Raw genomic sequence first — 22,465 nt, forward strand, 5'->3', positions numbered from 1 at the left:
AACATACCGTCAGTGGAACAGTCCTCCATATCAGCTTGTAACGCAGTGCCGTCCTCATCATAGAAATCATCATGGAGCAAATACTTCTGCCATCCGTGTTTCGACGCGATGTTGAACCATTCCAACGGACGCAAAGCGCGAAGTCGTAGCCGTTGGGCACATTCATTGCATACCAGATAAGGCTCATTGGTGTCGTCGTCATCTATTCGTTCGACATGGGTATGACGTCTGCACGCTTCACAAGTCTCGTCGGTATTCAAATTAGTTTGCATAGGGCGACCGCTACTGCAATGGATCGATTTCGGCAACATTTTAACGTGCTCAAGTGCGGCTGGCGACTGTCAATGTCTTGTTCGTCTTTCGAGGCAGCATGAGCGGAAGCAGACCTGGAGCAAGGTCTGCGTCAACGACGGCAAAGTCCGCACCTTACCAGTTCGCGACGTGCGTGGCCAAGGTCAGCTATCGCAGATTCGTGCCATTGGCTGTTGGTCCGCTTCGGGCTGGGACCAGTCATCCGGTTGGTCGCGCCGCAACCTGCAAGGTCAAGTTTTGCGTGCTGCGCCGCCGCAAGTCCGGTTTGAGCCCTTTGCGACATGTGTCAGCCCCGACATGGAGCGGACGCGTCTGACGCAAGCTCCCGCATGATCTGCGCCATTTCGTCCAGCCGGGTGGCAGTCAGTCGGCTGCTCGGTCCGGCGAGGCCAAAGCCTGCGCGGACTTCGCCATCGTCGCGCCAGGGGACGGCAACGCAATTTAGGCCGGGGCTCCAGTTCTCTTGATCAAGAGCATGGCCGCGTTCAGCTATCGCGTCGATTTCGGCCGAGATCCCCGGACCGATGCGGGGCGTGTGGACGTCGAACATCCGGCGGCGCAGGGCCGGAAGAAACGCCAGGAAGAGAAGACCGATGGCTGAGCCTGCCATCGGCTGGCGCTCTCCGCACTGGCTAGAGGCGCGCAACGTGCGCGGGCTCTCGATCGCGTCAAGAAAATATACCTCGTCACCGGAAGGGACGGCGAGGAATACAGTTTCACTGGTTCGGGTAGCCATCTCCTCCAGAGAGGGGCGCAGCCGGCGGCGCAGGGCATCGTCATCGCCTACCACCCGGGCAAGGTTCAGGATGCGATCCCCGAGATGATAGCGCATGTCGCCGGGGCGGCGTCGGATGTAGCCCGCATTTTGGAGGGTTCTCAGGATATTGTGTGCGGTCGTCGTTTTCAGGCCTGCCCCTTCGGCGATCTCTCCAAGAGAGGCAGCACCGCCTGCATGGGCGATCGTATCGAGCATCTCGAGGGCGCGGGTGACGGACTGGATCATCGGGAAATTTCCACATCGCTGAAGTTTCAGAAAAAATTAGCCGAAACATTCATTTAGTCCAGCTTCCAAGGGAACGGACGGTCTCGGGGACGTGTTGGCGCAATGACTGCCGCAGCGCAGTATCCCAAGACGGAGACGACCATGACACGTACGATGATCGCACGGGCAACGCCCAAGGTGGGCCAGACCAAAAGACTGGCAGCACTGGTGGAAACGCTGGCCGAGGAGGTGCGCCGCGAAGCGGGCAACATCCGCTTCGAAGCCTTCAGCGAAAGCAGCGGTGCGGTGGTGATGCTTGAAGAATATCGCGACGACGCGGCCTTTGAGGCACATCTTTCCCAACCCCATACCCAAGAGTTCAACGCAGCGCTCGAGGAGGTTGCCACAGGAGGTGCTTCGAGTGTGACCGACCTTGCCTGCTTTGCCGGCGCACAGGTCTCGGCCCCGGGCATTCGGGCCGTGGACCATGCGGGCCTTACGGTGCCGGACATTGAGGCCGCGACCCGTTTTATGTCCGACGCATTCGGGGCGGTTACGCTTTACGACGTGTTGCCAAAGGAAGGGCCCGACATGGAAGGCGAAGGGCCAGAGGCGGAACTTGGTCTTTCGCCAGGCACACGGATCACACACATGCGCCTCGTGCGGATTGGCAACGGGCCGTGCCTCGAGCTTTTCCGAATGGAGGACGGGACACAGACCGATCCTGCGCGCCTTCAGGATCTCGGGCTCACACATCTCGGCCTCTACGTCGACGACATTGATGCGGCATGCGCCGCTTTCACGGCCGCCGGCGGCACATTGTTGAAGGGCCCGCATCCGCTTGCCAACAACGAGGACAACGAGGGCAATGCGGGCATTTACGGCCGCGCGCCCTGGGGCACGCTGTTTGAGCTGCTGACCTATCCCGGCGGCATCGACCTGCCCATGGACAGCCCGGCACCCCGCTGGACCCCCCACCCCTGAAGGACCAAGACCATGATCAAGATGACAATGCTTCTGAAGCGCAATCCAGATATCGACCACGTGGCCTTCGTGCGGCACCATCGCGAGACGCACGGGCCCTTGTTTCGTTCGATCCCGGAGGCAAAGACCCATGTGCTGCGCTACATCCAGACCCACCCCACCGAAGGCGACTTTCCCGTCCCGCAGGCCGACTTCGACGGCACCGCCGAAATCTGGTTCGACAGCCCTGAAGGCATGAAAGCCGTGCTTGGCTCAGAAACCTATGAGCAGAAGGTCTTCCCCGATGAGAAAACCTTCCTCGACCATGAGAACACGCTCATCCTCGTGGGTGAGCAAACTGAGATCATCGAGGAGAAGGCATAGCCTGAGCATTGGGGCACGTCGTGGGGAGTGGGCTCGGAAAAGCGCAAGCTCCGTCCGCCTTTCTCACGCGTGTCTGCTCAGGGGCAGCGTAATCTGAGCAGTCGAGCGAACGGCAGCTTTGTCCGCACAGCTGACCTCGGGGCCCTGGATAATGCTGCGCGGTGCCATGAAGGTCCGGTATGGGGAAGCCGCGCTGCGGCAGCGGTGATCCTGCCCAAGGTCGGCTCTGGGCCGAAATTGGCAGCCGGACGATGTTCGCGCCAAGATGCGTGTCGCTTCCAGTCTTTCCTGTCTCGACATGGTTTTCTCACCGTTTTCATTGATCCACGGAGCGCTCCGCTCCCGCGCCTTCGTCATCATCGAAGGGAGGGTAAGCGCCCGCTTACCCCTGCCGAGCGGCGAGCGTGAGAGGATGGGGGTGAAGCGAAATCGGCAGGGGCGGTGCGGCCCGCAGGCGAAGCCGAGGACACGGCCCTGTCTATTTCGCTTCAGGTGGAAGGAAGCCGAAACTCCTTCCCCCTTCACGGACGGGTATGGCGCGGTCGGCCGCGCCTCTTCTGACTTTCAGTTCGAATGCACAGGCTTGCCGCTTCCACGAGCGGTATCTGCTGGCCACAATGTAATAGCCTATTGAAGCCAAATGGATGGCAAGATGCCAGATTTGCTCCTTGACCTGTCATACGACCTCTATGGGCGGCTTTGTGAACTCGCATGGGAGGATGGTGTTTCCGCTGAAACGCTGGCCCGCCAGACCATCATCTTGCCGATCGGCTGCAACCCGTCTTCGGAGGAGAGTCCGATCTTTACCGGCTTTCTGAGGCGGCATAAAAACGATGTTTTGGCGATTGCAGATAGAGAGGCCGTTTTATCTCAAGGATTCGGAAGAGCGGAAGTTCGTTTTGGTTTCAGCGGATTACGACCCGCGACTTCTGACGCCCGGCACGTCCGGAGGTTGACGCCTATCCTGGGGGCTGTCTGCCCCCCGTGCCTAGCGGCACTCCCCCGAGGATACTTGGAGAAAGATGAAACCATGACCCCGGCTGAAGCGCGTCGAGAGCACAAGACGCGCCACACGCATTCGCTGCGATAGAGTGAATCGTAAAGCTTCAAGACGAAGCTGCCCTTTCCTAAAAGCACCTTTCATCAAATAGTTCTTTATTTGTCTCCACCCAAGCCTTAGAGTTTCGGACAGGGCCAAACAGGAAAGCACGATGAAGATTAGGGTTAGCCAGTTCGTCGATTTCGTGTATGGCGACAAGCGCAAAGACAAGGCGAAAGTCAGAAGCATAATTGACGAGCTCGACTTGCCATATGATCCGGCTAAGGATCGCTACAAGCAGTTTCGGGAAGCTTTGATATCTTTCGAAGATCAAAAAATTTCAGCTACTGATTTTCTATCACTGCATTCCAACGTTTCCGCAAATAAGTCTGCCGGATACAAGGTTTTGTGCCAAAACTATCTGGATTTAAAAGAGGATCACGCGCTCATTTGGCAGGGCCGCAGCCCTATCGAAGCGGAAATTTCTGGCCTGCACATCGCAACGGCCTGGTACTTACGTACAGAAGCAAACAATCAGAGACGCATCATTTTCCTACATTTTGGAAAAGAACAGCTGCCACGGAAGAAGGAGCGAGGGCTGCTAACTATACTAAGGTTGGCTAAACCGGATTCGGCAGGAGTCGGCATTCTGAACATCCAGCCGGGCACACTGATAACTGCAACACGGCTGGATCAGAGCGAGGCCGACTACCTGCGCAAGCGTGCTAAAAAATTCACAGCGCTCGCTAAGGACATTAAGGCAGGCGGCTAGCGGGATTGAACGCCGCTGAAATGCTCACAGCCCTGCGGCGGCAAAGGACACAAACCTTTGCCGCAACCCGATTGTCAGACGTCGAACCATCATCATTTCTTCTTGTCCGCACTGAGGCGCTCCGCGCGGTCCATCATGCGTTGCATCTTGGCCCCCGTGCCGGTCGAAGGGCGGGGATCTGTTGCGGATCTAGGTGAACGGGCTGCGTCCGACCCCGCATTCAACCCTCCACTCATGGCGCTGGTCGTGTTCGTCGGGGACTGGTTCCTTCGCTGTGGCCTCTGCGGCTGCGTCATCTTGCGGATGCCTGCCCCCACGGCCGAGGCCGCCCATCCCGAATTGATATCGCCTGTCAAAGTCCGCACGATCACGGGAATGGCAAGGACCATGCCAAGCGACACCAGGACGACCGCGAGGAAGGGCAAGGCAGCGCCGATACTACCGAGGTTATCGGCGCTGCCGACCCGGCTCTGGAGCACGCTGAAAAGCCCGAAGATGACGGACATCGTTCCGGCGATCACCACGGGATAGAACGACCAGCTGATGATTGCCGCCAGCCAACGCTGAAAATAGTCCTGTGTCGCGCGGAAAATCGACATGGCGATCATCACCGGCGCGAGGCCGATTAGGAAGGCCACCATTGCCTTGGCCAGCACCAGGATAACGCCCGCAGCACCGCCGACCAGCGCCAGAAGGGCTGTGAAGAAGACGCTCAGCAACGCCCCTGCCATCCATGGCAAGCTATCCCCGATGGAATTGGCATGATCGGCCAGATCATCGAGTACTTGATCGAACCGCTCAGCGAAATAGGCCGCTCCGGCGCCGGTCTCTCCCGTGATCGAGCCGAGGATCGTACCTGCGAGATTGTCGAGGCCATCGGTGATAAAATTGCTGACCAAGTTGAAATTCACCCAGTTGAACGCAAAGGCATTGATCAGGCCGATCTTGAACACGAGCGGGATAAGATCGTTCATATCCATGGGCTTGAACTGATAGGCCATGTTTACGAACAGGAGGATGATCGCCAGCGTGGCCGCCAGCATCACCGCGGCCCCCATCCCCGAGGTGATCGCCGCGAATTGGGATTCCGCGACGGTTTCCAGGCCCTCGTCCGCCGCTTCCACGAGAAATGTCACGATACCCATTATTCCGCCTCCTCACACAGATCGCGCACCGCATTCCGAAGCCCCGAGATCATCGGGAAATAGGCCGTATCCGCCCAATCGTCGTAGGTGGAAGACGGTCCGTCCGCGAAGCCGAGGCCTTGGTACTCGTCCTCGATGATCGACCATTCCGGCTGAAGCACCGCGCAATCGCAGCTACCGGTGCCCAGCACCAGCTGGTAGCGGCGCAGGCTGTAGAGCTTGTCGGCTGCGACGGAGCGCCAACTATCGCGGAAGGAGGAAAGGGTCAGGTGTTCCGGTCGCGGGCGGATCGCGCAGCCGTAGCGGTCGGTCTCTGCGGATTGGATGGAATTTCTCAACTCGATCTGGTCCGCCATCACCGGATCGGTAGTCAAAGCCAGAAATAAGATAGCTCGATAAATCATGCGGTTACTCCCGTCGTTTGTTCGGTGTTGCGTGTCGCCTGTCGCTTGTCCGGTGTCGTCTGTTGCGTGTTGACTGTCCGGTGTTGAGTGGCCACGGTCGCGTGTCGCGTGTCGCGTGTCGCGTGTCGCGTGTCCGGTACTGCCTGTCCCCTGTCCCCTGTTCAGTGTTGCGTGTTGCTTGTTCAGTGTTGCGTGTCCGGGGGAGAGCTGGATTTGCCCCTCAATGGCGTAGGCCATGCACGTCCTCCTCGATCTCGTCTGTCACCGCGTCCGGAGGCGCTTCTGCGCCTCCAGCGCCAGCGACAGGCTGTCCTTCAGCTTCGACGGTGCCTGCGCGGTGTCGGGGCCATCCTGCATCCAGCCGTTCAAGGCTTCGACCAATGAGAGCTGCGACCTGAGCAAAGCGATCATGGAGCCGCGTAACCCATCCAGCTCCGTCCGCCTGTCCTGCCCAGAGGCGGTCAATTCCTGCGCGGATGCCTTCGAGGCTTCCGTCAACTGCTCGACGTAGCCCAACAATTCGCGTTCGAGTGGCGTCAGACCATCCATCACTCACTCCTTCGGGATCGTCAGACAGTCCACGGGTTCCCCTGCCAGCGAACAGCGTGTCAGCGCCGCGCGGCCGCTGCGCGGGATCAGATAGACCGCCTCCGGCCGCTCGATCACCCTGAGCCCCATCGTGTTCAAGTTCGGCGTCAGCCATGTCATGACTGACCAGGTCGAAATCCCGGTGCAGATCATCAGGCAGCAGGCCACCAGCATCGGCCACATCAGAGCCTTCCATTCCGGTCGAGCTGCGTTCGCGCTCTGCCGCATGAGGTGCTTCCTCACGCGCAGCAGGTAGCCTTCCGTATCGGTCTTGATTGTAGCCAGCGCGTTTTCGGCAATGACCGTCAAATCGGTCCTGAAGTTCTGCAACTGTGTGTCGATCGAGGCGGCATTCTCTGCCCTGATCCGCTCCATGTCCGCGTTCAACTTCTCGCTCAGCCGTTGCTTCGGCTCTCCAGTCTTCATGGAAAATTTCTCCCTTCATGCGAAACCGTTCTTCGGTCTCGGGGTCTTTGACGGTAAGGTAATTCTTGCCTGCGCGGGGCACCTCGAAGCCTGCATCGGTCAGGGCGGCGACCATGCCTGCGCGATCCTCGATCAGCCCCATGGAAATCTGGTCGGCGATCCAGGCATGGAGCCCGTCGCGCCCGGCGGCGCGGTCCGGGGCTTCCGTGACCGGCTTGACCTCGGCCACACGCTCCACGTCCATGGGGTCGGCCCAGCCGTGGGTCTTGTTCATCAGGTCGCGCAGGCTGTCGAAGGCACGTTCATAACCAGGCGGGGCGATGTTGAGGCTACGCCCGCTGTGCAGCTCCATGCGTGGCGTGCAGAAATGCAGCTCGACGCGATCCTCATGAGTGTGGCGCACCCAAAGGCAGGCGTAGCGGTCGGCATCGAACCCGGCGAAGGCGATCTCCTCGAAACGGTCGATCACCTCCTGCTGCTGGTCCTCGGTGGGGGCGTCCTCGCGGGCGAAGCTGACGACGCCGGCGCGATAGGTCCATTTGTGCGGGCAGGCGTCGATCAGGTCGGTCATGCCCTGGGGATCGCCGCGGACGACCTCCGGCAGCGGTTCGCGCGTCACGGTCATGGGCTGGCCAGACGCATCGCGGATCAGATCGCGGTTGTCGTCATAGGCAAATACGGTGCGGGCGGTCAGGTATTCGACCGGTCCCGCACCGCCGCCCTTGCCGTTGGGGAAGAACTTGATCAGCATCCGGGCGGCCTCCGGTGCTGGGCGATGATCTCCGCCAACCGCCGCTCGATGCCGACCAGCGCCGCCGCCACGCGCAGGGCCTCGATCTCGCTGGCCCGGCCCGCGCGGGTCGCCGTGTTCAGCCACCGCGCAATCTGGTTGAGGTTCCCGCCATAGCGGGACACGGCCAGAACGAGCGCGGGATCGACACGGGGCGCGACCCTGCGCCGCTTCGGAGCCGCGCCGGTGGCGAGTTGCCGAAGCATGGCGGACATGGACAGCCCGCGATCCGCAGCCGCCTGCCGGATCAGCGCCTTTTCCTCGGAGGAGCAGTAGAAGAACACGGCTTCCTGCTTCTCCGAGGGGACCGCGCCCCGCGCGGTCCGGTTGGGGTTCGAAGGGGAGGCTTGCCGCCCCTCGCAAGGCCCCGGTTCAACGGTCGAAGACCTAGAACCGGGTCGCCTTGCTCTTTGCTCAGACTGCTTGATGTTCGAAGTCACCATGCCACCTCCGCACGGCGAAGCTCCGGTTCCGAAACCAGACCGCGCAACAGCAGCTCACCAGCCTGATTGCGCGAGATGTGCTGGCACATCCAATTGCGCTCGCGGACCCAGCCGGCAAGCTGGCGAAAGTGCTTTCCCTCAAGTTCGGCGGCGTCGACCTGCGCTTCACGGGCCTCCTCGACAAATCGTTGCCAACGCCTGTCCCGAAACCAGTTGTCGGAGAAGCATACCTTCGAGCGGGTGTAGCCTTCGGTCTCGGTCGCATAGGCATTGACTGCGCAGATAAATTCCTCGGCGGTCGTGCCGTCCTCGATGGCCCGCTCGAATTGCTGTCGGCAGGTGGTCTTGTTCCGACGCCTACAAGACCGCCGGGATCAAGTATTACCGCGGTGACTTCAAACCGCGCCACGAGATCGTTCCCGGCGACCTGATCGTGACGAACACAGAGCAAGGCTTTGACCTACTTCTGATGGGCCATTCCGCCCTCGTGCCGCATTTCTTCGGCCCAACCGGGTTGTTCAGCCAGCACATCTACAAGGTTGAACCGAAGGCAAAGTCGGCGCTCAGCCGTGAATGGCTCTACCTCTTGCTCAGCGTGTCGCCCAAGGGTCAAGAGATCCGGTCCTACTCAAACGGCACCACCGTCAACATGTTGCCGATGGACGCGCTGGAACTCCCGGAAGTTCTGGTTCCGCCCCACTCCGTCGTTGAAGCGTTCGATGCGGCCGCGAAACCGATGTTTGCCCGAAAGGAAAGCATCGAGGTCGAAAACCAAACCCTCGCCACCCTCCGCGACACGCTCCTGCCCCGCCTCATGTCGGGCGACCTCCGGGTCGGCGTGGCCCGGGACGAGATGGAGGCGATGGCATGAGCGAAGACATCATCAACTTGCTCGCTCCTGTTCCGCGATGGCGCCTGTCGGGGCATGATGCAGGGATTGTCGACGACTTGAAAGAAGTCATCCGGTTCTGGTTGCCGGCCCTTACCGATGCAGAGGATCTCTCCTGCGCTGTGGTCATGTTGCGCGATCTCGATGGCATTGTTGCCGGACAGACTTGTCTCAGGACCATTCATAGAGACACACAGCAAAAAACTCTTCGCCGAACGCTGATCTGGATCAGCATGGAAGCGGCTGACCTCGGCGATACTCTCAAATTGCACCGATGCGGACGTGCGTGGCCCTCGGAACCCTGGCCCGCGGCGCATGCGGTTTTCGCCTCATCGAGGCTAGAGAATTTCCCACGTACACAAGGCACTTAGGAGAACACCATGGCGAAGGGCAAAAGCCGTCGCGGCCGAGAAGACAAGAAACCGAAGCAGAAGAAGGCTGATCCGGCGCCGGCGCCGTCCTTCAGCAAGGGCCTGACGATCGACACAAAGCCGAAGGGGAAAAAGGCCTGATCCGGCTCGTCTTGTGTGATCGCCTTGGCCTGGTCGCAGATCGTGCAGCCAAGCGGCAAGTCGGCAAAATTGCCCACTTGCCGACAGGATTCTAGAATGAGTGCCTGGGCGCTACCTCAACTCAACCTCCGCGGCACCCGCACCTCACCCTGGAAGAGCGTCGCGCCGGTGCGCGCGGAGCTTTTCGGTATCGAAAGGCTGGAGCAACATGCCGCCAGCCTGGCCGCGGTGCAGCGTATCTGCGCCTCTGCACCGCGTGTCGCATCACTGCGCCAGCGACTGGACGATAATGCGACGGCGCTTAGGGCCACTCGCAAGGCCTGTCTCTCAGAGTTGGCGGCGGGAAAACCTATTGTCCCGGCCGCCCAATGGCTGGTGGACAATTTTCACAGGGTCGAGGCGCAGGTGCGCGACTGCCGTACGGATTTGCCGCCCAGCTACTACAGGCTTCTGCCGAAACTCGCCCAAGGGCCGTTTCACGGTTATCCGCGAGTGTTCGAATTGATCTGGGCCTATGTCGCGCATACGGACAGCCATCTCGATGCCCCCGCACTGTCCCGCTTTCTGCACGCCTATCAGGAGGTGCAGCCCCTGACCATTGGAGAGCTCTGGGCGGTTCCGATAACGCTCCGCCTCGTCCTTCTGGAAAACCTGCGGCGGCTGGCCGACCAGATCACCTTCGCTCACAGGATGCGCCTGTCGGCGGATGCCCTTGCGGATCGGCTCCTGGAGGCCGGCCAGACCGGGATCGGAATGCCTGCAGATATTGGCACGTCCGAGCCACTTTCCGAGATCTTTGCCGCGCAGTTGGCGAAGCGGCTACGTGATTGCGACCCTGTCACGACACCGGCCATCGGTTGGCTGGAGGATCGGTTGATCAGGCAGGGGTCGAATGTCGATCTGGCAGTCCGGCATGCACAGGAGCGTCAGGGCGCCTCGAACGTCACCGTTCGAAACGTCATCACCAGCCTGCGCACGATCGCTGAGACGGACTGGCCGGAGCTCTTTGAAAGTGTCAGCCTGGTCGATGCGAAGCTGCGGGAGCATCCGGGATTTTCCGCGATGGATTTCGCCAGCCGCAACCTGTACCGCGATGCACTCGAGGATCTCGCTCGTCACAGTGACCACAGCGAATTGGATCTGGCCGAGCAGGTGCTGGCGACGGCGGTGGCTGCACCGGAGGCGGATGGCGACCGGATTTCCGAGGCGGAAATCCTGCGGAAGAGCGACCCGGGCTGGCATCTCCTCGCCGAGGGCCGGGAGGCGTTCGAACGCCAGGTCGGCTATCGCTACAGAGGATGGCACCGCCCGCAGTTCCGACCCGGTCTCGCGGGATACCTTGGCAGCATTCTTTGTGTCACTCTTGGGCTAATCGCGCTGAGCGCATGGAGTCTGGTGGCTCTTTCCGACCCATCCGTGTCGTGGACTGTGCTCGCGCTCTGGCTTCTCGCAGCGGGCATCCCGGCCAGTGCCGTCGCTCAACTTATCGTTGATCGCATGGTGGCCTGGGCCGTACCTGCCACGGCACTGCCGGGACTGGCACTTGAGAGCGGCGTGCCGTCTTCACTGCGCACGCTCGTGGTTGTGCCGACAATGCTGACAAATGGCGCAGACCTGACCGAACAGCTCGAAGGGCTGGAGGTACATTATCTCTCGGGCGCACACGGAGACGTCACTTTTGCCATCCTGACCGATGGACTGGATGCCCCCGGACAGCACATGCAGGAAGATGCGCCGCTTATCGCATTGATCGAACTCGAGATTGCCAGACTGAACCAGGTCTACGGCGCGGGTCCCGCCGGTGCCCGCTTTCTGCACCTGCATCGTGACCGCCGTTACAACGCCGCCGAACAGATTTGGATGGGATGGGAACGCAAACGCGGCAAGCTGCACGATCTCAACCGTCTGTTGCGCGGTGCCGATGATACCGACTACCGGACGGCAGATGGTCATGTGCCAGCCGTGCCCCCCGAAGTGCGCTACGTCCTGACGCTCGATTCCGACACCCGGATGCCGCGTGACGCGGGCCTACGGCTGATCGGCAAGATGGCGCACCCGCTGAACCAGCCGATCTTCGATCCGGCCCTCAGCCGGGTCAGTGCTGGTCACGCCATTCTACAGCCGAGGATCACGCCCGCCCTGAGCCCGGCACGGCACGGCACGGCGTTTCAGCGCGCGACCTCGGGTCCGGGCGGGATGGATCCCTACGCTGCAGCTGCGTCGGACGTCTATCAGGATCTCTTCGGCGAGGGCTCATTTACCGGCAAGGGCATCTACGACGTCGATGTCTTCCAGGAGGCGATGGCCGGGCGCGTGCCCGAAAACGCCCTTCTCAGCCATGACCTGCTTGAAGGCATATTCGCCCGGGCCGGGCTCGTCTCCGACGTGGAACTGATCGAGTCCTTCCCCGACCGGCAGGACCTCGCCGCGCGGCGCATCCATCGCTGGTGTCGCGGCGACTGGCAACTGCTGCCCTGGCTTGGCCGGAAAGGCGGGCTGGGCGCGCTGGGACGGGTCAAGGTGCTGGATACGCTGCGCCGCTCGTTATTGGCCCCGGCTACGCTTGTCCTGTTGACACTGGGGTGGCTTCTGCCTGGCCCGGCGGCCTTGCTGGCGACGGCTCTGGCGCTGGTCGCCCTGAGCCTGCCCGCTTTCCTGCACGCAGCCCTTTCCGCCGTTCCGCATCAGCGCCGCCTTCACATGGGCAACCACCTGCGCCTGATGCAGGAAGACCTGTCGCTCGCTGTGCTGCAAACCGGGCTGGCGGTCAGCTTTCTCGCCGACGCCGCCTGGCGCGCGCTCGATGCCATCGCCCGCACACTTTGGCGACTGACGGTTTCACGGCGGCATCTCCTGGAATGGACCACTGCGGCCTCGGCCTCGGCCGCTCCGCGCCCCGATCTGCGGGGATTCTTACGGGCCATGGCGCCGGGGATCCTGCTGGGACTGTCAGCCACAGGCCTGGCCGGCTTGTCCGCCCCCGGTTCGCTCCCCCTGATCCTGCCCTTTGCAGCCCTCTGGCTTGCCGCGCCGCTCATCGCCTTTCGGGTCAGTCAGCCTTCCCGCGCACAACCCGACGCCGCCCTTACCCCGCAGGACGCCCAAGAATTGCGCCTGATCGCACGCAGGACATGGCACTATTTCGAGATCTTCGTCACGCCAGAAGACAGCCATCTGCCCCCCGACAACTTTCAGGAGCAGCCACACGCGACGCTTGCGCACCGCACGTCGCCCACAAATATGGGGCTTTACCTGCTGTCCACTGTCACGGCCTGCGATCTCGGCTGGATCGGCCTGCGTCAGACAACCAACCGGATCGCCGCAACCCTTGGCACGATGCAAACGCTGCCGCGGGTAAAGGGGCATTTCTACAACTGGTACGACACGCGAGACAGCAGGGTTCTCGACCCGCCCTATGTCTCGTCGGTGGACAGCGGCAATCTGGCCGGCCACCTGATCGCACTGGCCAACGCCTGCGAGGACTGGGCCGCGCATTCCGGCGCGACGCCACTTCAGAGATCTCAGGGGCTGACCGATCTTCTTGATCTGGTGGAGCGTGACGCAGAGCGGCTAAAGTCCCCGCTCAGTGCCTCCTGCTCCGAGGCGATCGGATCGCTACGCGATGGCCTGAAACAGGCTGAAGTGAACTGGCCCTTCCTGCAACGCCTGGCGGCCAAGGCCGAACTTGCCACTCCGACGCCGGAGGCTATGCCCTCCCATGCCCCCCGATGGCTGTCCTTGCTTCGCGACGGCTTGGCTGAAGCCGCGACAGATGCCGCATTGAGCGAGGCCGACCATGCCGCCCTGGCCGCAGAATTGCATCGGCTGGGAGCGCAGGCCCGCAGGCTCGCAGTGGACATGGACTTCGGCTTCCTGCTCGACCCCGAGCGCAAGCTGCTGTCCATCGGCTACTCGACCCACGAGAACACTCTCGACCCTTCCTGCTATGACCTCCTGGCCTCCGAGGCGCGTCTGGCCAGTCTCTTCGCCGTCGCCAAACAGGATCTGCCGCTGCGTCACTGGTTCCGTCTGGGGCGGACGGTCACCGCAACCCGTGGCGGCGCCGTTCTCGTCTCCTGGGCCGGCTCGATATTCGAATACCTGATGCCTGGACTGGTGATGCAAGAACCCGAAGGCGGTCAGCTGGGTCACACCTGTCGACTGGTCGTCGAGAGACAGATCGCCTACGGACGGGCCCAAGGCGTCCCGTGGGGCATTTCGGAATCCGGCTTCAACGCACGGGATGTGGATTTCAACTATCAGTATTCCACCTTCGGTGTGCCGGGACTTGGGCTCAAGCGCGGGCTTGCGGGGAATCTGGTGGTCGCGCCCTATGCGACCGGGCTGGCCGCGATGCTGAATCCCGGTGCTGCACGGCGGAACTACGAGGACCTGGAGGCTATAGGTGGGCTTGGGCTCTGTGGCTTCTATGAAGCACTCGACTTCACCCCCGACCGTGTGCTGCCGGGCCGCCGCGTTGCCGTGGTGCAAAGCTACATGGCCCATCATCAGGGGATGACCATCGTGGCCATCGCCAACGCCCTGACCGGCGGCCTGATGCGCCAGAGGTTCCACCATGAACCGATGATCCATGCCAGCGAACTGCTTCTGCAGGAACGGCTTCCCCGTGATATCGACCGTGCCTTGCCGCCGGTTGAGGACGCCACGCCCCGCGGGTCCACGACATCGGAGGCGGACCGGGGCCGCCGTATCGCCGGTTGCCCGGGCGGACCCAAGGTCACCCATCTCATGTCGAATGGACGCTACGCGGTGATGCTGACCGCCACGGGCGGCAGTTACAGCCGCTGGGGCGATATCGCGCTCACCCGCTGGCGCGAGGACGCGACCCGGGATCCGCATGGCGCCATCCTCCATATCCGGAATCTCTCGGACGGCTCTGACCAGAGGTTCGGACCTGGCGCGCCGGATACCGCCGACGCGGAGGACGTGCAGTTCTTCGAGGATCACGCGACTTTCACCGCCCGGACCGGCCAGCTCGAAGCGGTGCTGGATGTTCTCGTCTCGGGCGAGGCGGATGCGGAGGTGCGACGCCTGTCGGTGACCAATGGCGGGCGCAAACCCCGGGAACTGGATGTAACGTCCTACGTCGAATTAACGCTGGCGGATCCGGCCTCCGAACAGGCGCACCCGGCCTTCTCGCGGATGTTCGTTGAGACCGAGTTTCTGCCCGAATACGGCGCGTTGATTGCGTGGCGCAGGCGGCGCAGCCCAGAGGAACCGGAAATCTGGGTGGCGCAGTTCACCGTGGTCGAGGGGACGACCGTCGCGCCGCTGCAATATGACAGTGATCGCAACAGCGCTTTCGGCCGCGATCATGATCAGACCCAACCGCAAGTCATAACCGATCCGGCGCCTCTTGCCGGGACCACTGGCACGGTGTTGGATCCGGTTTTTGCATTGCGCGACCGGCTCCTGATCGCGCCTGGGCGCACCGCCCGGATCCTGGTCTGGATGGTGGCTGCCGACAGCCGCGAAGCGCTGATGGATCTGATCGACCGGCATCACGACCGCAGCGCCTATGACCGCGCACGGACCTTGGCCTGGACCCAGGCTCAGGTGCAATTGCGCCATCTAGGCATCTCGCCGACCGAAGCCGCCGACTTCCAACGCCTGGCCGCCCCTGTCCTCTATCATGATCGCCGTTTCCGCCTGCCGTCTGCCACCTTGATACGGGGCGCCGGACGTCAATCCGGCCTTTGGCCGCTCGCGATTTCCGGCGATTTGCCGATCGTGGTGCTGCGCATCGACGATCCCGCCGATATCGGACAGGTTCGTGCCTTGCTACAGGCCCATGAGTACTGGCTGGGAAGGCAGCTTGCGGTCGATCTGGTGATCCTCAACGAGCACCCTGCCTCCTATGTCAAGGATCTGCAGACCGCCATCGACATCGCCTTGCGCAGCAGCCATTCCCGTCCCGGCGACGACACGCGACCGGTCCGGGGCGCCGTGTTTGCGCTGCGCTCCGACCTGATCGCACCAGATACGCGGGCGCTTCTCCTGGCTGCAGCGCGGGTGGTGATGCTGGCCCGGCGCGGCATGATCGGCGAACAGCTCGACACCCTTCTTGCCGATCCCGTTACGGCTGACACCATGACCGCAGACACGCGACAGATTGGCCCCGCCCCGCAACCCGCCAATGCGCTCCGACTGCGCGCGAACAGACGGGAGAGGAACGCTCCGCAGCGGGACGAGGCCAGGCCGCTGTCCGACCGCCCGGAACTCGAGTTCTTCAATGGTATAGGCGGGTTCGACCGGGAGGGGCGAGAGTATGTCATCCGCCTTGGCCCACCGGACAGTACGCCTGCCCCATGGATCAACGTGATCGCCAATCCGGACTTCGGATTCCAGGTGTCGGCCAGCGGCAGCGGTTTTACCTGGGCCGAGAACAGCCGCGACAACCAGCTAACGCCCTGGTCCAATGATGCTGTGGCAGACCCTCCGGGTGAGGCAATCTACATCCGAGACGACGACAGCGGCGTGTTGTTTTCACCGACTGCGCACCCTCTGCCGCTCTCTGCAGGGGCCGGTCCGCACATCGTGCGACACGGCTTCGGCTACAGCCAGTTCGAGCATCAGGCGAATGGCATCGACTGCGAATTGGTCCAGTTCGTGCCGCGCGCAGATCCGGTCAGGGTCTCGCGGCTGTTCCTGCGCAATACAGGGACGCAACCCCGGAGGCTAAGCGTCGTCACCTATAGCGAACCCGTCATGGGTCAATCGCGCGCCGCCTCGGCCCCGCTCCTCGTGACCTCGCACGAGCCGGAAACTGGCGCGCTTCTGGTCCAGAATCCGTGGAACACCGCCTTTCCCGGCCGGGTGATGTTCGCGGCGTTCAACGCGCCTTCCGGTCCGGCCGAGGCCTGGACAGGAGATCGCACCGAATTTCTGGGCTCGGGCGGCAGCCATGCCGATCCCGCCGCACTACGCCGGGGCGCCGTCATGTCGGGGCGGGTCGGTGCGGGGCTCGATCCCTGCCTCGCGATGATGAAGACCCTGACCCTGGCCCCTGGTGAAAGCATCGAGCTCGTCCATCTCCTTGGCCAATGCGCAGACGCGGCGGCGGTCGTCCTGCTTCTGAAAAGGCTGCGGTCCGCCGACATGCAGGCCGAACTGGCCGCGGTACAGACCTATTGGGACGACACGCTGGGCGATCTCCGGATCGAGACGCCGGACCGGGCGATGGATATCATGGTCAACGGCTGGTTGCCCTATCAGGCGCTCGCCTGCCGGATCGAGGCGCGTGCGGCCTTCTACCAGGCAAGCGGCGCCTACGGGTTCCGCGACCAGCTGCAGGACAACATGTCCTTCATGCTGACGCGCCCCGACCGCACCCGCGCGCATCTGCTGCGGGCCGCCGCCCGCCAGTTCCCGGAAGGCGACGTGCAGCACTGGTGGCTGCCGCATACCGGCCAGGGGGTGCGGACGCGTATTTCCGACGATTGCGTTTGGCTCGGCCATGCTGTCGCCGCCTATGTGACGTGTACGGGCGACAGGGCGGTTCTGGACGAACAGGTGCCCTTCCTCGAAGGACATCGCCTCGGAGAGAGCGAGTACGACGCATTCTTCCTGCCCGACGATGCAGGCCACGGCGCGTCGCTGTTCGATCACTGTGCCCTGGGACTGGACCGCGCGCTCAGCCTGACCGGGGAGCACGGTCTGCCATTGATCGGCAGCGGCGACTGGAACGACGGGATGAACCGCGTCGGCGCCGCCGGCCGCGGCGAAAGCGTCTGGCTGGGCTGGCTGCTGCTGCAGACGCTCGGCGCCTTCGTGCCGCTTGCGGAAAAGCGCGATCCGGCCCGGTCACGGCGCTGGCGCGAGCAGGCCGAAACGCTGCGCCTCTCCATGGAGACCAATACCTGGGATGGAGACTGGTACCGCCGCGCGACCTTCGATGACGGAACATGGCTGGGGGCGGCCGGCTCCCCGGCCTGTTGCATCGACTCGATCCCGCAAAGCTGGGCGGTGCTGTCCGGACAGGCAGATCCCGATCGCGCGCGGCGCGCGATGGAGTCCGTCGACTGCCTTCTGGTCGATCGCGAAAACGATCTGGCGCGGCTGTTCACGCCGCCCTTCGGGATCGGTCCCGACTCGGGCTCGCAGGACCCGGGCTACATCGCCGGCTATCCGCCGGGGCTGCGCGAGAATGGCGGGCAGTACAGCCATGCCGCGATGTGGGCCATTCTGGCTTGGGCGCGACTGGGGAATGGAGCGCGCGCTGCGGAGCTCTTCGCGATGCTCAATCCGATCAATCACGCCCGGACGCCCGAGGACGTACAGCGCTACAGGACGGAACCCTACGCCGTGGCCGCCGATGTCTATTCCGTTGCACCGCATATCGGACGCGGCGGCTGGAGCTGGTACACGGGCTCGGCCGCGTGGATGCACCGCGCGGCCGTCGAAGGTATCCTCGGCGTGACCCGGAACGGCGACCGCCTGCGGATCGCCCCCGCCATACCACCCGACTGGCCGGGGTTTTCCATGACGCTGAGGGTGGCGGGCACGTCGTGCAGGATCCGGATCGTGAGAGCGGATCATCCGAGAGCCACGCTGGATGGCCAGCCCATCACGGCCGGGCCGGTGGTGTTCCTGCCGCTCGACGGCGGGTCTCACGACCTGACCCTGACTCTCGGCCCCATCGCGTCAACTGAGGCGGCAGCCGAAATCGACAGCTCTGCGCTCCCGATCCCGCCGGACTGACTGCCTGTCCAACCGAAGCCATTCAACCGACCCGACGCCGGGTGACCGCATTGCAGCCGAAAGGCACCTAACGTGACCACGCTGACGACCTATCACAAGACCGAATACCGCTACGGCGAACCCGTTCTGCTTGGACCGCATCGCATGATGCTGCGCCCACGCGAAGCACGAGAGCTGCGGCTGGTGTCGCATGAGATCACCCTCACGCCCCATGCCGATATCACCTGGGCCCATGACGTTACGGGCAATGCGGTCGCCACGGCGCAGTTCAGTCAGCCGAGCGATCATCTGATCATCGAAAGCCGTGCAACGGTCGATCTGACCGCTGCGGTCTGGCCGGTATTCGCCATAGCGGCGGAGGCGATCAGCTTTCCCTTCCTTTATTCAGGCGACGACTGGGCCGATCTCGGCGCCCTGACGGCGCCACAATATCCTGACCCTGACGGCAGGTTTTCCAGCTGGGTCGAGGGCTTCGTCTTTCAACGCCCCACGGATACATTGTCTCTGCTCAAGGATATCGCAAACGGGGTGTCGACGCAGATCTCATATCAGGGGCGAGAGATGGAAGGGACGCAGTCGCCACTGCAAACACTTTCTCGCGGTTGGGGCTCGTGCCGTGATTTTGCGGTGTTGTTTGCCGAAGCCGCGCGCACACTCAGTTTGGGGGCGCGCATCGTTTCCGGCTACCTCTTCGATCCTGAAACGCACCTTGTCGGGTCCGAAGGGGCGGGTTCTACCCATGCCTGGGCCGAAGTCTTCATTCCCGGTGCCGGCTGGGTCGCGTTCGACCCTACAAACCGGAGCGTCGGATCAAAGAACCTCATTCCCGTGGCGGTCGCCCGTGGCATTCATCAGGTCGTCCCGGTCACCGGGAGCTTCACGGGGCGGGGAAACACCCAGCGAAGCATGACAGTCGAGGTGCGCCACGCGGTCATCGTGCACTGATCACCGCGACCCCGGTCCGCGGGGACCGATCGAGGAGCGCCCCGCGCCGGTTTTCGGGGTCGAGCGAGAACGAAAAACCACATTTTGCGCGACGTCAGGATCTCTCCGCCGTCAATGCACTGGAGACCCCGAAATGACGCAACTCCAGACCTTTGAGCCTTATCTTGCGCTCGCGCTTCTTCTGGTTCTCTTCGCAGGTTTCCTTTACGAGCGGTTCGCCCCCGAAGTGACGGCCGCTGCGGTCGCGGCGTTGTTTGCCGTTTTTGGACTGGTGCCGCAAGACACCGTTCTATCGGTCTTTTCAAATCCCGCACCGATCACCATCGCCGCAATGTTCATCCTCAGCGGCGCCCTCGTCCGCACCGGGTTGCTCGATGCACTGGCAAACCGGGTCGTCGCCGGCGCCGGCCAGCGCCCCATTGTGGCTACGGGCGTATTTCTGGCTTCGACCCTCGTGGCCTCGGCGCTCATGAACAACACACCTGTCGTCCTGGTACTGATCCCGGTCGCAATAAGACTGGCCCAAAGCCTCGGCCTCGCAGCGACGCGTCTGTTGATCCCGCTCTCTTACATGGCGGTGCTCGGCGGGACCTGCACGCTGATCGGAACCTCGACCAATCTGCTGGTCGATGGCGTTGCCAGAGAGATCGGGCTGGCGCCCTTCTCGATTCTGGAAATCACACCGGTCGGTATGGTGGCCGCGGCCACCGGAGGATTGACCCTGCTGCTACTCGGCCCGCTTCTGCTTCCCAACCGCAAGGATCAGACGGATATGGGTGCGGCAGGTGAGGCGGACTTCCTGACCGAGTTGCGTCCAAAGGATGATTTCTGGGGACTAAGTCACTCCTTGGGGGATATCGATGATCTGACCCGTCCGGGAGTGACGGTGGTCGGGATACGTTCCGGTGCGGTGGTTAGGCGTGACGACGTGCTCAAACACATCCTTGCTACTGGTGACCGGCTAATAGCGGTTATCCGCACCTCCGAACTTCTGACGTTGAGAAACAGGAAAGGATGGGATGTCGGACTGCGTCAGGGACCGTCAACCAGGGAAAACTCGGAAACCACAGTCGCAGAGGCGATCGTCACACTGGCGCATCGCAACCGCGGAGTACGGATCGCGCAACTGACCATCGGGTTCAGGTATGGCATGCGTGTCCTGGGGGCACATCGCCACGGGGAAAGCCTCGGCCCCGACCTCTCGACCACGCTCCTCAGACCTGCGGACAAACTGCTACTGGAGGGAACCGACGAAAGCTACGCCCGCCTGATCGAGGCCGGAGACCTGGCTGGCGTCACGATGGCCGGAGGTCGCCCCTTTCGACGCGGCAAGGCCCCACTCGCGCTTACGGCGCTGTTTGCAGTGGTGACCCTGGCCGCCCTCGGTGTGGCGGACATCAGCCTTGTTTCCCTCGTCGCCGTGGCCTTCATCCTTGCCCTGCGCTGCATCGACAACGATGAGGCCTGGAGTTCCATCGACGCGGGCGTGCTCGTTCTGATCTTCTCGATGCTGGTGGTCGGTGCGGGGCTGCAGCACTCGGGCGCGATTGCCCTGATCGTCAGTGCCATTGCGCCGCCGCTTGCGGACATGCCCCCGATCGTCGCTCTGGCAGCGGTCTATCTGCTTGCGTCAATCTTGACCGAGGCGGTCACCAACAGCGCGGTCGCGGTCGTCGTGACCCCTCTGGCGATCGGACTGGCAGACCAGATCGGGGTTGATCCACGCCCCTTCGTTGTCGCAGTCATGTTCGGAGCGAGCGCAAGCTTCGCGACCCCGATCGGCTATCAGACCAACACACTGGTCTATGGTGCGGGCAACTACAAGTTCATGGACTTCATCAAGATCGGCCTGCCGATGAACATCATCGTGGGGGCCGCCGCAGTCCTAGCAATTCCGATGTTCTTTCCCTTCTAAATCAGCCGATGAAAGGGCACTGTCAAGTTGCCGGGCACTCCAGATGGCGGTAGCCTGATCTCATCCTGAACGTCGAAGACTTGTCCCGGATCAAAGGTTTCCGCTTCCCGCGAAGCGTCATCAGCTATGCCGTTTGGGCGTATCACCGTTTCGCCCTGAGCCTGCGCGACGTCGAGGATCTCCTGGCTGAGCGCGGCGTCACGGTTTCCTATGAGACGATCCGCGGCTGGGTTGGCCGCTTTGGCCATCAATTTGCCGCAAGCATCCGGCGGGGCCGTCCGGCTCCTGCGGACAAATGGTATCTCGACGAGGTCGTCATCCGGATGAACGGCAAGGCCCATTGGCTGTGGCGTGCGGTGGACGCGAACGGCGACGTTCTCGATATCCTTATCCAGCCGCGGCGGAACAAGGATGCTGCAAAGCGCTTCTTTCTCAAGCTTTTTCGGCGCTGGGGCATGCTACGTGTCCTGTTGACCGACAAACTCGGTTCATACGCGGCGGCGAAAGCCGAAATCGCGCCGGGCGTCGACCACCGCCAGCACAAGGGACTCAACAGCCGTTCCGAAGCCAGCCATCGCCATACGAGGCGCCGCGAAAAGATCATCGGCCGGTTCAAGTCACCCGGCCATGCCCAGCTGTTCCTCTCGGTTCATGATCAGGCGGCCGCGTTGTTCAGGCCAAAGCGCCATCGTCTCTCCGCCAAGTCCTACCGCCACGCCCGGTCAGATGCCTTCGATCTGTGGGACGAATACACCGCCAAGCTCACCGCCTGAAAAGCGGCCTAAGCAGCCGTCGTTGGGAAACGGATGACAACCTGACAAAGCCGTTCCAATGAGCCGAAATCTTCTTCTCGTCTTGATCGGAGTCCTCGCGGTCTGCCTCATCGGCGCAGGCTATTTTTACTATCAGGAACGCCAAAGCGGCATCGACATCGAGATCAACGAGCATGGCGTGACCATCGAGGGGAACTGAAACGACCTCTTACCGACAATACCACCATCGGAGCGTCTTGCATGACGAGCGCGCCCCACCAAAGGAGAAATCGCTATGTCACTCGGTACGATCCTGATTATCATTCTTGTCATTTTTCTGCTCGGCGGGTTCAGCGGGCGCTTCGGCGGCTATGGCTACGGCTTCGGTCATGCCGGAACCGGTGTTCTTGGCACGATTCTGATCATCGTGGTCATCCTGATGCTGCTGGGTCGCATCTGACGGCAGGCAAATACAGCACGACT

General features: G+C 62.4%; 18 protein-coding genes. 12 read left to right on the forward strand and 6 right to left on the reverse strand.

What is annotated here, in order from left to right:
- Together BLQ77_RS29140 and BLQ77_RS26175 are read right to left on the reverse strand one after the other, a co-directional pair.
- The coding region (locus tag BLQ77_RS29140; protein WP_207545906.1) for a hypothetical protein at positions 1-260 on the reverse strand (260 nt) is incomplete at its 3' end.
- Between the two features lie 338 nt (positions 261-598).
- Positions 599-1,315 (reverse strand): IclR family transcriptional regulator, encoded by a 717-nt coding sequence (locus tag BLQ77_RS26175; protein WP_089964054.1) that lies wholly within the window; start codon positions 1,313-1,315, stop codon positions 599-601.
- A 141-nt stretch (positions 1,316-1,456) separates the two neighbouring features.
- Between BLQ77_RS26175 and BLQ77_RS26180 the strand changes: the two genes are divergently transcribed.
- The 3 genes from BLQ77_RS26180 to BLQ77_RS26190 all read left to right on the forward strand — a co-directional run bounded on the left by BLQ77_RS26180 (position 1,457) and on the right by BLQ77_RS26190 (position 4,452).
- Complete coding sequence (locus BLQ77_RS26180; protein ID WP_207545907.1) at positions 1,457-2,278, forward strand: antibiotic biosynthesis monooxygenase; 822 nt, start codon at positions 1,457-1,459, stop codon at positions 2,276-2,278.
- Positions 2,279-2,290: 12 nt separating this feature from the next.
- Positions 2,291-2,641 carry an EthD domain-containing protein gene (locus BLQ77_RS26185; RefSeq protein ID WP_089964056.1) on the forward strand — a complete coding sequence of 117 codons (351 nt, stop codon included), beginning with the start codon at positions 2,291-2,293 and terminating at the stop codon, positions 2,639-2,641.
- A 1,211-nt stretch (positions 2,642-3,852) separates the two neighbouring features.
- Positions 3,853-4,452, forward strand: coding sequence for a hypothetical protein (locus BLQ77_RS26190; RefSeq protein WP_089964057.1), 600 nt, complete (start codon positions 3,853-3,855; stop codon positions 4,450-4,452).
- Between the two features lie 92 nt (positions 4,453-4,544).
- Here BLQ77_RS26190 and BLQ77_RS26195 read toward each other — a convergent pair whose 3' ends face one another.
- Genes BLQ77_RS26195 through BLQ77_RS26210 form a run of 4 tightly spaced genes read right to left on the reverse strand, consistent with a single transcriptional unit; the run spans position 4,545 to position 8,089 of the window.
- Positions 4,545-5,597: a TrbL/VirB6 family protein gene (locus BLQ77_RS26195; protein WP_089964058.1), complete on the reverse strand. Its 1,053-nt coding sequence runs from the start codon at positions 5,595-5,597 to the stop codon at positions 4,545-4,547.
- Positions 5,597-6,238 carry a hypothetical protein gene (locus tag BLQ77_RS29560; protein ID WP_242661875.1) on the reverse strand — a complete coding sequence of 214 codons (642 nt, stop codon included), beginning with the start codon at positions 6,236-6,238 and terminating at the stop codon, positions 5,597-5,599. Before BLQ77_RS29560 ends, BLQ77_RS26195 begins: the two co-directional genes overlap by 1 nt.
- Positions 6,222-7,766, reverse strand: coding sequence for a relaxase family protein (locus BLQ77_RS26205; RefSeq protein ID WP_089964060.1), 1,545 nt, complete (start codon positions 7,764-7,766; stop codon positions 6,222-6,224). Before BLQ77_RS26205 ends, BLQ77_RS29560 begins: the two co-directional genes overlap by 17 nt.
- Entirely contained in the window at positions 7,760-8,089 is a 330-nt protein-coding gene (locus tag BLQ77_RS26210; protein ID WP_089964061.1) for a plasmid mobilization protein, read from the reverse strand. The genes BLQ77_RS26205 and BLQ77_RS26210 overlap by 7 nt, the downstream gene beginning before the upstream one ends.
- Positions 8,090-8,681: 592 nt before the next feature.
- Here BLQ77_RS26210 and BLQ77_RS26215 point away from each other — a divergent pair.
- The 9 genes from BLQ77_RS26215 (at position 8,682) to BLQ77_RS26240 (ending at position 22,442) form a co-directional block, all read left to right on the forward strand.
- Positions 8,682-9,119 (forward strand): restriction endonuclease subunit S domain-containing protein, encoded by a 438-nt coding sequence (locus BLQ77_RS26215; protein WP_131822067.1) that lies wholly within the window; start codon positions 8,682-8,684, stop codon positions 9,117-9,119.
- Positions 9,116-9,508 carry a hypothetical protein gene (locus tag BLQ77_RS28545; protein WP_131822068.1) on the forward strand — a complete coding sequence of 131 codons (393 nt, stop codon included), beginning with the start codon at positions 9,116-9,118 and terminating at the stop codon, positions 9,506-9,508. Before BLQ77_RS26215 ends, BLQ77_RS28545 begins: the two co-directional genes overlap by 4 nt.
- Positions 9,509-9,517: 9 nt before the next feature.
- The gene (locus BLQ77_RS29760; RefSeq protein ID WP_278184735.1) at positions 9,518-9,649 is read left to right on the forward strand and encodes a hypothetical protein; all 132 of its coding nucleotides are present in this window, start codon (positions 9,518-9,520) and stop codon (positions 9,647-9,649) included.
- A 96-nt stretch (positions 9,650-9,745) separates the two neighbouring features.
- Complete coding sequence (locus tag BLQ77_RS26220) at positions 9,746-18,370, forward strand: glycoside hydrolase family 94 protein (RefSeq protein WP_242661876.1); 8,625 nt, start codon at positions 9,746-9,748, stop codon at positions 18,368-18,370.
- Positions 18,371-18,442: 72 nt separating this feature from the next.
- Complete coding sequence (locus BLQ77_RS26225) at positions 18,443-19,315, forward strand: transglutaminase family protein (protein WP_089964064.1); 873 nt, start codon at positions 18,443-18,445, stop codon at positions 19,313-19,315.
- Between the two features lie 133 nt (positions 19,316-19,448).
- Positions 19,449-21,230, forward strand: a complete 1,782-nt coding sequence (locus BLQ77_RS26230; RefSeq protein ID WP_089964065.1) for an SLC13 family permease — start codon at positions 19,449-19,451, stop codon at positions 21,228-21,230.
- A 62-nt stretch (positions 21,231-21,292) separates the two neighbouring features.
- Positions 21,293-22,003 (forward strand): IS6 family transposase, encoded by a 711-nt coding sequence (locus BLQ77_RS26235; protein WP_089964066.1) that lies wholly within the window; start codon positions 21,293-21,295, stop codon positions 22,001-22,003.
- A 58-nt stretch (positions 22,004-22,061) separates the two neighbouring features.
- Entirely contained in the window at positions 22,062-22,202 is a 141-nt protein-coding gene (locus BLQ77_RS28935) for a hypothetical protein (protein WP_165617216.1), read from the forward strand.
- Positions 22,203-22,277: 75 nt separating this feature from the next.
- Entirely contained in the window at positions 22,278-22,442 is a 165-nt protein-coding gene (locus BLQ77_RS26240) for a DUF3309 family protein (RefSeq protein WP_075782846.1), read from the forward strand.
- The last annotated feature ends 23 nt before the right edge of the window (positions 22,443-22,465 follow it).

Origin of the sequence: Salipiger thiooxidans (assembly GCF_900102075.1) — a bacterium.
In the GTDB taxonomy this organism is placed as follows: Bacteria; Pseudomonadota; Alphaproteobacteria; order Rhodobacterales; family Rhodobacteraceae; genus Salipiger; species Salipiger thiooxidans.

What these genes read in the sequence shown, in the direction of transcription:
- BLQ77_RS26175 (WP_089964054.1), bottom strand. Translation starts at nt 1,315, where the DNA reads ATGATCCAGTCCGTCACCCGCGCCCTCGAGATGCTCGATACGATCGCC.
- BLQ77_RS26190 (WP_089964057.1), top strand. Translation starts at nt 3,853, where the DNA reads ATGAAGATTAGGGTTAGCCAGTTCGTCGATTTCGTGTATGGCGACAAG.
- BLQ77_RS26230 (WP_089964065.1), top strand. Translation starts at nt 19,449, where the DNA reads ATGACGCAACTCCAGACCTTTGAGCCTTATCTTGCGCTCGCGCTTCTT.
- BLQ77_RS28545 (WP_131822068.1), top strand. Translation starts at nt 9,116, where the DNA reads ATGAGCGAAGACATCATCAACTTGCTCGCTCCTGTTCCGCGATGGCGC.
- BLQ77_RS29560 (WP_242661875.1), bottom strand. Translation starts at nt 6,238, where the DNA reads ATGGCCTACGCCATTGAGGGGCAAATCCAGCTCTCCCCCGGACACGCA.
- BLQ77_RS26220 (WP_242661876.1), top strand. Translation starts at nt 9,746, where the DNA reads ATGAGTGCCTGGGCGCTACCTCAACTCAACCTCCGCGGCACCCGCACC.
- BLQ77_RS26195 (WP_089964058.1), bottom strand. Translation starts at nt 5,597, where the DNA reads ATGGGTATCGTGACATTTCTCGTGGAAGCGGCGGACGAGGGCCTGGAA.
- BLQ77_RS28935 (WP_165617216.1), top strand. Translation starts at nt 22,062, where the DNA reads ATGAGCCGAAATCTTCTTCTCGTCTTGATCGGAGTCCTCGCGGTCTGC.
- BLQ77_RS29760 (WP_278184735.1), top strand. Translation starts at nt 9,518, where the DNA reads ATGGCGAAGGGCAAAAGCCGTCGCGGCCGAGAAGACAAGAAACCGAAG.
- BLQ77_RS26205 (WP_089964060.1), bottom strand. Translation starts at nt 7,766, where the DNA reads ATGCTGATCAAGTTCTTCCCCAACGGCAAGGGCGGCGGTGCGGGACCG.
- BLQ77_RS26240 (WP_075782846.1), top strand. Translation starts at nt 22,278, where the DNA reads ATGTCACTCGGTACGATCCTGATTATCATTCTTGTCATTTTTCTGCTC.
- BLQ77_RS26185 (WP_089964056.1), top strand. Translation starts at nt 2,291, where the DNA reads ATGATCAAGATGACAATGCTTCTGAAGCGCAATCCAGATATCGACCAC.
- BLQ77_RS26180 (WP_207545907.1), top strand. Translation starts at nt 1,457, where the DNA reads ATGACACGTACGATGATCGCACGGGCAACGCCCAAGGTGGGCCAGACC.